General features: G+C 56.7%; 5 protein-coding genes. 4 read left to right on the forward strand and 1 reads right to left on the reverse strand.

Annotated elements, in window-relative coordinates:
- Positions 1 to 69 precede the first annotated feature (69 nt).
- Positions 70 to 330, reverse strand: a complete 261-nt coding sequence (locus AC0QHF_RS06430; protein ID WP_324703366.1) for a hypothetical protein — start codon at positions 328 to 330, stop codon at positions 70 to 72.
- Positions 331 to 524: 194 nt separating this feature from the next.
- On the opposite strand from AC0QHF_RS06430, the gene AC0QHF_RS06435 reads away from it, so the two are divergent.
- From AC0QHF_RS06435 to AC0QHF_RS06450, 4 genes are all read left to right on the forward strand, one after another.
- The gene (locus AC0QHF_RS06435) at positions 525 to 887 is read left to right on the forward strand and encodes a SpoIIAA family protein (protein ID WP_324703367.1); all 363 of its coding nucleotides are present in this window, start codon (positions 525 to 527) and stop codon (positions 885 to 887) included.
- A 45-nt stretch (positions 888 to 932) separates the two neighbouring features.
- Entirely contained in the window at positions 933 to 7109 is a 6177-nt protein-coding gene (locus AC0QHF_RS06440; protein ID WP_324703368.1) for a PAS domain S-box protein, read from the forward strand.
- Positions 7102 to 8241 (forward strand): sensor histidine kinase, encoded by a 1140-nt coding sequence (locus AC0QHF_RS06445; protein WP_324703369.1) that lies wholly within the window; start codon positions 7102 to 7104, stop codon positions 8239 to 8241. Before AC0QHF_RS06440 ends, AC0QHF_RS06445 begins: the two co-directional genes overlap by 8 nt.
- A gap of 567 nt (positions 8242 to 8808) precedes the next feature.
- A complete protein-coding gene (locus tag AC0QHF_RS06450; RefSeq protein WP_324703370.1) occupies positions 8809 to 9966 on the forward strand; it encodes a sensor histidine kinase in 1158 nt (385 codons plus the stop codon).
- The last annotated feature ends 317 nt before the right edge of the window (positions 9967 to 10283 follow it).

Consider the following 10283-nt stretch of genomic DNA (forward strand, 5'->3'; position numbering starts at 1 on the left):
CGACTAAAGCCGCCGTTCGTTTTTCCTCCCTGCTCTAAAGAGACAGAGCTTCCAAACGTATCGGAGATTTTACGTGATGTCCGCACAGGTGGAAGTGATCTCTTCCGCACTCAGGCGATCGCTCTTGGGGTGGGTGGGGGCGAACAGGCGATCGCGGACCGCCCCGTAGTTGAACCGTTGGGGAAGTTCCGTCGCCCAATTTCTGCCGACCCCGTAGAAGCGACTCAGCAGCACCCACAGCCGGATCGCCCGGTGGAAACGACTCGCCAACCGTCCAGCCGAGAGCCATTGCAGCACCTCGGGCGTGGGAAGTTGGGAAAACAGGGGCATCAATAGAAGGCATTAATTCAACATTATTTTGATCATACCACGGATAATGGATAATTGATAATGGATAATTGATAATGGATAATTGATGATTGAATTGTCGATTCCCCGAAAAATTGATCGGCGGAGTTGACCGGTTTGAGAAATGCTATAAATGATCGTATAACTCGATTGAATCGGTGCCGGAGGAGGGACTGATGACGATGGAAATTTTGCCGACGGGCGGGAGTATTGTCGGAGTGAAGATCGACGGGGGAATCGAGACGCGAGATGTCAGGAACCTCGCCACCTTGATTGAAGAACGGCTGAAGTCGCACGGGCCCCTGCAAGTCTACGTGGAAGTGCGGCACTTGGGCGGCATCGGCCCCGAGGCCCTGTGGGAAGATTTGCGGTTGGCATTCGGGCATTTCAAGGATTTTAACCGGAAAGCCGTGGTCTGCGATCGCGGCTGGCTGAGTCGTCTGGCGGATATTAGCAACCGGCTGGTCCCCGGAATTGAAGTCAGGTGCTTTTCTTGGGACGAGAAAGATGCGGCGATCGCGTGGCTAGAAAATAATTAACAATTAATCATTAATAATTGTTAATTTTCCGTTTTCTTTTGACCTATGAAACCCGAGCCTGTCAACGTTCTTCTCGTCACCGAAGATCACGGGTGCGATCGCCGCCTCCGTCGCCTGCTCAAATCCCTGCAATTGCTCAGAGTCAATCTCCATCGCGTCTCGGAAGGGGAAACCGAGCTTTCCGGCTACGATCTGTATCTGGTGGACGGTTCGAGCCATTCCCTGGAAACTTGGATCGGTCGCGCCGCGCCGAAACCCGTCGTCGGATTGGTGGAGACGCCATTGGAGGGGATGGCGGCGGTAAAATTGGGGGCGGCGGACTATCTGGAAAAACGTCAACTGACGGCGGCCATCGTGGAGCGATCGCTGCGGTTGGGGTTGGCCGTCGCACGGGGCCGGGACAATGACCGCTTTCGCAGGACTTTCGAGGAAGTGGAGGTGGGACTGTGCCACGTCGCCCCCACCGGGGAATTGCTCTCGGCGAACGACACATTTTGTCAGATTCTCGGATATGACCGCGACCAACTGCGGCGGCAAACCTGCCAAAATATTACCTATCCCGACGATCGCGATCGCACCGAAAGCTATTGGCGGCAACTCAGCCGCGGAGAAATCGACCGAGAAAGCCTCGAAAAGCGCTACCTCCGCGCCGATGGTTCCGTGGTGTGGGTACAACTGACCCTCACCGTCGTGCGAAAACCCGACGGAACACCGGATTATCTGATCGCGGCGGTGCGGGATATCGGCGATCGCAAGGGGGCCGAAGATCGCCTCCAATCCGTCGTCAGCAACATTCCCGGCGGCGTCTACCGCGCCATTTACCACGGGGACGGGCGGGTGACGTTCCCCTACCTGAGTCCGGGCTACCGGCAGCTTTTGGGACTCGATCCCCGAGAAATGATCGATCGGGCCGATGTCGATTTCCTGTCCTGGATTCACCCCGACGATCGCGATCGCATCGTCCGGAAGGTGAGCGAGATGTCCGAAACCCTCGGAACGACCTGTTTGGAATATCGACTGGTTTCCGCCACCGGCGAAATCATCTGGATTCAAGATCGTGCCCAATTCTCCCGCAGAGAAAACGGCGATATTATCGTAGACGGCATCGACATCGACATCGGCGATCGCAAAAAAGTCCAGGAGGCCCTCACCCACAGCGAAGCCCGCAACCGCGCCCTGTTGGATGCCATCCCCGATCTGGTCGTCCGCTGTGCCGAAGACGGCACCTTTCTCGACTACAAACCCTCCCATACCTTTCCCACCTGGGTGCCCCCCGAAGAATTTTTGGGCCAAACCATCCGGGCCGTCCTGCCCGAAGCCGTCGCCGAAGGTTTGATTCAGACCCACCGAGGAGCCCTCGAAACCGGCCGGATGCAGCGGTTCGAGTACGACCTCCCCGCCAACGGCCGCTTTCGGGAACCGCAACACTACGAAGCGCGAATCGTCGCCACCGACGACGGTGAAATCATCTCCATCGTCCGGGATATGGGCGATCGCAAAAAAGCCGAAGCCATACGTCGGCAGAGTGAGGAGATTTTCCGCAGCATTTTCACCCAGGCCGGGGTGGGGATCGTACAGGTGGATACTTCGGGGCGGTTCCTGCGGGTGAATCAGAAATTTGCCGACATCGTGGGTTACGGTGTCGAAGAACTCTCGGAACTGACATTTCAAGACCTCACCCACCCCGACGACCTGCCCGGGAACCTCGACCTGATCCGCCGACTCCTCGCCCGGGAAATCCAGACCTTCACCGTCGAAAAACGCTACATCCACGCCCGGGGTTTCCCCGTGTGGGCCCATTTAAGCGTGTCCGTGGTCTGGGAGGATGAAACCCCCCAATATTTTGTCGCCGTGGTCGAAGATATCGGCGATCGCAAACGGGCGGAAGCGGAAATTATGGCCCTGACGGAACGGCTACTGACGGTCATCGACACGGTGGGGGAAGGCATCACCCTCAGCAACAAATCCGGCGAATTCGTCATTTTCAATTCCCAAATGCAGACCCTCACCGGCTACACCGGGGAAGAAGCCAACGACTGCCAAGACTTTCTCGCCCGCCTCTACCCCGACCCGGCCGACTACCGGCAAGCCCAATTGGGCATCCAAGAGGCAAAAGAAGCCCTGGAAATGCGGGAGGTGGAAACCGAAATCGTCGCCAAGGACGGCACCCGCAAAGTCCTCCTCGTCTCCACCTCCCTCGTCAACGTCAATGGCGAACAGTGGTTTTTGAGCGCCTACCGGGATGTCACCGATCGCCAGAAGATCGCCCGGGCCCTGATGCGGGAAAAAGTACACCTGTCCGAAGCCCAAAAAATCGCCCACGTCGGCAGTTGGGAATTTGACGTGGGCACCGGGGAAATCCTCTGGTCGGAAGAGACCTTTCGGATTTTCGGGCTCGACCCTGAGTCACCCGCGCCCACCTTCGCCGAACACCGGGAGCAGATCGCGACCGACGATCGCGATCGCTGGCAAACCACCGTCGAGCAAGCGATCGCGGAAAAGCAATCCTACGAACTCGAACTGCGGATTTTGCGGCCCGACGGGGAGCAACGGCACGTCCTGGCTAAGGGAAACCCCATCTGCAACCCCGAAGGGCGGGTCCTGACATTATTCGGAACCGTCCTCGACATCACCAATCGCAAGCGATCGGAAGAACAACTCTATCAGAGCAAATTGTTTATCGAAACCATCGCCAACGCCTCCCCCCAACTCCTCTACGTCTACGACGCCAAAACCCTCCGCAACCGCTACGTCAACCGCTCGGTCATCAACATCCTCGGCTACACCCCGGAGGAGGTGCAACATCTCGGCGATCGCTTTTTCTGGGAACACATCCACCCCGACGACTTGCCCAAATTGCAAACCCTCCCCGACCGCATCGCGACATTGGCGGACGGGGAAATGGTCGAGATGGAATACCGCCTCCGCCACAAAAACGGGTCTTATCGCTGGCTGCGATCGCAGGAAGTCCCCTTCACCCGCCACGAGAGCGGCCACCCCACCCAAATCCTCGGCGCCGCCCAGGACGTCACCGCCCACAAGGAAGCCGAAGCCCGCCTCCAGGTCATCTTCGACAGCATCTCCGACGGCATTTTGATGGTCGATCGCCGGGGCATCGTCCGCGCCGCCAACCCCGCCGCCCTCGACCTGTTCGGCCGCCCCCCCGAAGCCTTCGTCGATCGCGAATTGGGACTGCCCATCGTCGTCGGAGACGTGGCGGAGTTGGGCATTTTGAACCCCCGGCGGGGGATGGTGATAGCCGAGATGAGCGTGGCTTCGACCGAGTGGCGGGGGGAACCCTTCTACGTCGTCTGCTTCCGGGATCTCACCGAGCGGCAAAAGGCTTTGGAAGCCCTGCGGGAGAGCGAGGAACGGTTCCGCCAGGTGGTGAACCACATTCAAGACGTCTTCTGGCTCACCAGCCCCCGGGGCGACAAGGTGTTTTACGTCAGCCCCGCCTACGAACAGATCTGGGGGCGCAGCACCCGCAGCGTCTACGACGACCCCTTCTCCTGGCTGGAGGGAGTGCACCCCGAGGATCGGGAAGACATCATCCTGCATTTTTGCCGGGTGGAAGCGGGCCGGGTGGCGATGCGGGAGTACCGGATTTTCCGGCCCGACGGCGAGATGCGCTGGATCTGCGATCGCGCCTTTCCGATTTTCGACGAGCGGGGGGAGGTGGTGCGGGTGGCCGGCATCGCCGAGGACATCACCGATCGCAAGCGATCGCAAGCCCAGTTGCGACAGCAGCTCGAGCGGGAACACCTGCTCTACCAACTCACCCTCGGCATCAGCCGATCGCTCGACCTCGACGAAATTCTCCAAAATACCGTCGATGAGTTGCGATCGCTGCTGCAACTAGACCGGGTGCTGATCCTGCGCTCCGAGTCCGGCGGCCACACCGTCACCCACGAATCCGCCGCCCCCGGCATCGAAGCGATCGTCGGCTGTCGGTATCGGGACGACCCCTGCATACCCGAGGGCGACCCGCGCTATTTTGTCGGCTACCCCCACCTAGTCTGCAAGGCGGACTCCGAGATTTTCGCCGTCTTTTCCGACCGCCAGATCGCCTTACCGGCTAAATCCCGCCTGGCGGTCCCCATCTGTGAGGGAGACGATTGGTGGGGATTGCTGGTCGTCCACCAATGCCAAGTCCCCCGCTACTGGGAACAGTGGGAAATCCAACTGATCAAACAACTGGCCACCCAACTGGCGATCGCCATCCAGCAGGCCCAACTCTACCAGCAGTTGCAGGTGGAACTCAACGATCGCATCATGGCCGAGGACGCCCTGCGGGAGACGATAGTCCGGGAAATGGCGATCGCCCAGGTGATCCAACAAATGCGCCAGACCCTCGATTTGGAGAAGATTTTCGAGAGTACCACCCAGGACGTACAGGCGATCTTGACCTGCGATCGCGTCGCCATCTACCGCTTCAACGACAACTGGGGCGGCGAGATCGCCTGCGAGTTGCTGGCCCCCCACCTGCGAACCCGGATCGCCGACCATCCCGACTCCCCCGACATCACCCCGGGCATCCCGTCTCCCCAGTCCGGGGAAATCGTCATCGTCCATCGCCTCGAAGACACCTCCCTCCCCGAACCCCACCGGCAACTGTTGCACCACTTGGAAATCCAAGCCTATGTAAGCGTACCCGTCCACGTCGGCGAAACCCTGTGGGGGCTGTTGGTGATGTATCAAAACGCCCCCCGCCAGTGGCTCTCCGGGGAAGTGAAATTGCTCAACCAGGTGGCCGGCCAGTTGGGCGTCGCCATCTACCAGGCGGAACTGTTCGCCCAACTGCAGCGGGCCAAAGAAGCCGCCGACGCGGCCAACCGCGCCAAGAGCCAATTTCTCGCCAACATGAGCCACGAACTCCGCACCCCCCTCAACGCCATCCTCGGCTTCGCCCAACTCCTGCAACAGGACGCCCATTTGGACCCCCGCCAGCAGGAGTCCCTCCAGATCGTCCGGCAGTCCGGAGAATACCTGCTCTCCCTGATCGACGAAATCCTTGACCTCGCCAAAATTGAAGCCGGCCGAGTCACCCTCACTGAAACCGTTTTCAACCTGCGGTCCCTGGTCGGGCACCTGAACGCGATGTTGCAACTGCGGGCCGGCGCCAAGGGGTTGACGTTGGAGATCGACGTGGGAGAGGGGGTCCCCGAATACGTCGAAACCGATGAAGCCAAATTGCGGCAGGTCCTGCTCAATTTGCTCGATAATGGGATCAAATTTACCGCGATCGGCCGCGTCACCCTGCGGGTGCGATCGCTCCCCAGCATCGGCCAACTTCACTTCGAGGTGGAAGACACCGGGCCGGGGATCGGCGCGGAAGAACAGGAACTCCTGTTCGAGCCCTTCGTCCAGACGGAAACGGGCCGTAACTCCCAGCAGGGCACCGGTTTGGGCCTGGCGATCGCCCGCCAGTACGTGCAGTTGATGGGCGGCACCCTCGCCGTCGCCTCTCATCCGGGCCGCGGCTGCCGGTTCTCCTTCCACATCTCCCTCAAAGTCCACCCTCCCGCATCCCTCCCGGAGGCGGGGACTCCGGAAAATCCCATCGCCCTGGTCCGGGACCAACGAACCCCCCGCATTTTGGTGGCCGAGGATAACCCCGCCAACCGAAAATTGTTGGTCGATCTCCTGGTTCCCATCGGATTTGAAGTCCGTCCCGCTGAAAATGGCCGGGAAGCGCTGGACTGCTGGCGACAGTGGCGTCCCCACCTGATTTTGATGGACATGAGGATGCCTGTCATGGACGGCTACGAAGCCACCCGCCAGATCCGGCGAGACCCCGGGGGCGAATCCGTGGCGATCGTCGCCATCACCGCCCACGTTTTCGAGTCGGGGCGATCGTCGATCCTCGCCGCCGGCTGCGACGATTTGATCGAAAAACCCTTTCGCACCGCCGCCCTGTTGGAGTGCATCGCCCATCATCTGGGAGTAAACTATATTTATGAGTCCTCCGGTTCTCCTCCGTCTGACGCGCCCCCATCACTCTCCCCAACTTTGAATCTGGCGAACCTGGCGACTCTGGGCGAGGAATGGAACGCCCAGTTTTACCAAGCGGCCCTCGCCGCCCGGGAATCCAAATTGCGAGATTTAATTGCCCAGATTCCCAGCGATCGCGCCGAGTTGGCAGAAGGGTTGACTTGGTACGTCAACCACCTCTACTTTGACCGAATTATTGAGTTGATCGAGCCCGGAAAACATGGATGAACCCCCAGAAGTCTATCCCAAGGGAGATATTTTGGTCGTCGATGACAAGCCCGAAAATTTGCGGCTTCTGTTCGATATGCTGACCGGACAGGGCTACGATGTCCGCCGCGTCATCAACGGGAAACAAGCCCTCACCGCCGCCGCCTCCGAACCGCCCGACCTGATTTTACTCGATATCATGATGCCCGGTTTGAACGGCTACGAGGTCTGTCAGTTGCTCAAAAGCCAGCCCCGGACGAAGGAGATCCCGGTGATTTTTTTGAGCGCCCTCAAGGATGTCTCTGAAAAGGTCAGGGGGTTCGATGTCGGGGGGGTGGACTACATTTCCAAACCCTTTGAATTGAGGGAAATTTTGGCGAGAATCGAAAATCAACTCACCATCGGACGCCAGCGACGGCAGATCGCCGAACAGTACGGGAAATTGGAAGAGTTGAATCAAAAATTATTGCGATCGAATCGGGAACTCGAACAGTTCGCCTCCGTCGTCTCCCACGACCTCCAACAACCCCTCACCAGTTTGAAGGCTTTCGCCCAGTTACTCCAGATCGAATATGAAGGTCAATTCGACGAAAAAGCCGCCTCCTACGTCGATCGCATCGTCACCTCCGCCACCCGGATGCAGCGGCTGATTCGAGATCTGCTCACCTACTGCGGCTGCGACACGCCACCCGCCCCCTTGCAGTTGACCGACTGCAACCCAGTTTTGGAGCAGGTTTTGAGCGATTTGAGGTTGGAGATCGAGGCGACAAATGCCACCGTCACTTCCGACCTTTTGCCCGCCGTCATGGCTGACCCCATCCAACTCGGAGAAGTCTTTCAGAATCTGATCGGAAATGCCATCAAATATCGCCGCGATGGCGTCGCCCCCCAAGTCCGCATCACCGTTTCTGAAGAAGGACGGCATTGGCTTTTTTGCGTGGCGGACAACGGCATCGGCATCCCGGAAAAAAGCTTCGATCGCATCTTTAAAATTTTCACTCGCCTGCACGGTTTCAACAAGTATCCCGGCACGGGGATCGGCCTGTCGATCTGCAAAAAAATTGTCGAAAGCTACGGCGGTCAAATTTGGGTCGAATCCACGGTCGGATTGGGGACGAAGTTTTATTTTAAATTGAAGAAACATCATAGATAGCAACGATCCGCGATCGACAGATGAGAACGCGGAAAAAGTGGGAAAAGTGGGAAAAGTGGGAAAAGTTGGTAAAAATGCAAAACAACGGCATTGCATTCAACCGGATTTGATATAAGCTTGACATTTTTGGCTTTCCATGATAAACATAAAAGTACCAGTTATCAGATCCGTTTCCCATCAGGATTTGAAGGTTGATTTCCCCATCAAAATTGTCGGTACACGGACGCGATACTTGCGTCAAAAACTAGGGTTTAAATCCGACAATTGATCCGAACTAGATAAAATGCGATCGCGGGTCCCTCTGTCGAACAAGTTTCGGCGGATTCAGAGCGTCCCAAAAGACTCAATTTTTTCAACCCATTTTTTGAAACCCGCTTAATTTTCAGTAATTGCCAATCACTATATAGCAATGTGAAATGATGGGTGAAAACTACAGAGTAAGAACCCCCAGAATTGGGGGTGTCGGGAGCCCGATCTTTTTCAGAATGACTTCACAACCGCCGGAATTGTGGCGGTCGGACTCCCATTTTTAAATCCATTTATTTTCTTTTTTTGGTCATTAAAAACATGAATGAATCACCTTCCTCCTCCCGAAACGGAGATATTTTGATCGTCGATGATCAACCCGAAAATTTGCAGATTTTGTTTGAAATGCTGACCCAAAATGGCTACGAGGTGCGACGAGTCATCGATGGAAAACAAGCCCTCGTCGCCGCATCTTCCGAGCCGCCAGATCTGATCTTACTCGATATTATGATGCCGTTTTTGAACGGTTACGAGGTGTGTCAACTTCTGAAAAGTCAGCCCCAAACAAAAGATATACCGGTCTTTTTTTTGAGCGCTTTAAATAGCCAAGAAGAAAAGATAAAAAGTTTTAAAATTGGTGGCAGCGATTACATCTCCAAACCCTTCCATGTCAAAGAGGTTTTAGCGCGAATTGACCATCAGATCGCCATCGCGAACCAGAAGCGACAGCTCGCGAAACAGTGCGATCAATTGGAAGAAATCAATCAAAAACTGACGCGATCGAATCGAGAACTCGAACAATTTGCATCGGTCGTCGCCCACGACCTGCAACAACCTTTGACCAGTTTGATCGCATTTTCTCAGTTGCTTAAAGCCGAACGTGGCGATCGATGGGATGAAAGGGAAAAAACCTATATCGAGGGGACTGTAGAGGCTTCCATTCGGATGCAGCGGCTAATTCGAGATCTGCTCACCTACTGCCGCTGCGACACCCCCGATATCCCCTTGCAGTTGACCGATTGCAACCGGATTTTGGAGCAAGTTTTGAGGGATTTGCAGCCGGAGATCGAAGCGAAAAATGCCGCCGTCAGTTGGGATATTTTGCCCGCCGCCATCGCCGAGCCAATTCAACTGGGGCAGGTGTTTCAAAATCTGATCGGAAATGCGCTCAAATATCGCCGGGATGACGTCGCCCCCCAAATCCACGTCGCCGCCTCGGAAGCGGGGCAGGATTGGATTTTTTGCCTGTCCGACAACGGCATCGGCATTCCGGAAACAGACTTCGACCGTATTTTTAAAATTTTCACCCGCCTGCACGCCAACCAACAGTATCCGGGGACGGGAATCGGCCTTTCTATTTGCCAAAAAATTGTCGAAAGCTACGGCGGTAAAATCTGGGTAGAATCCGAGGTCGGAGTGGGGAGTAAGTTTTATTTCAGTATCCCCAAAAATCCGGAGTTCGACCCGGATATAAATTGAGATTTGTGACGAAATTGGGTATCTGCAAGAACCCAATTGACAGCGAAGTTGTCGGGGGGCGATAATTGATGCGATCGACCGTTATGGCAGGGTGCAGCGGGCGGTTTTCGAGAGTCGGGTCATCGGTTATCGACCGTCATCCGCAAGGCGATCGAATCGGGGTGTTTGAGTTTCCGAGTCTCGCGCCCCCCGCGCCCCCCCTGGGGCGATCGCCCGCCGCCACAGTCTCCAATATAGCAATGTCAGCACCCCGCTCTAAAGAGACGGGGCTTCATGCCTCTCCTTTAGGTAGCTGACCAGCCTAAGTCTTAACTGAC

Source organism: Lyngbya sp. CCY1209 (genome assembly GCF_055795065.1).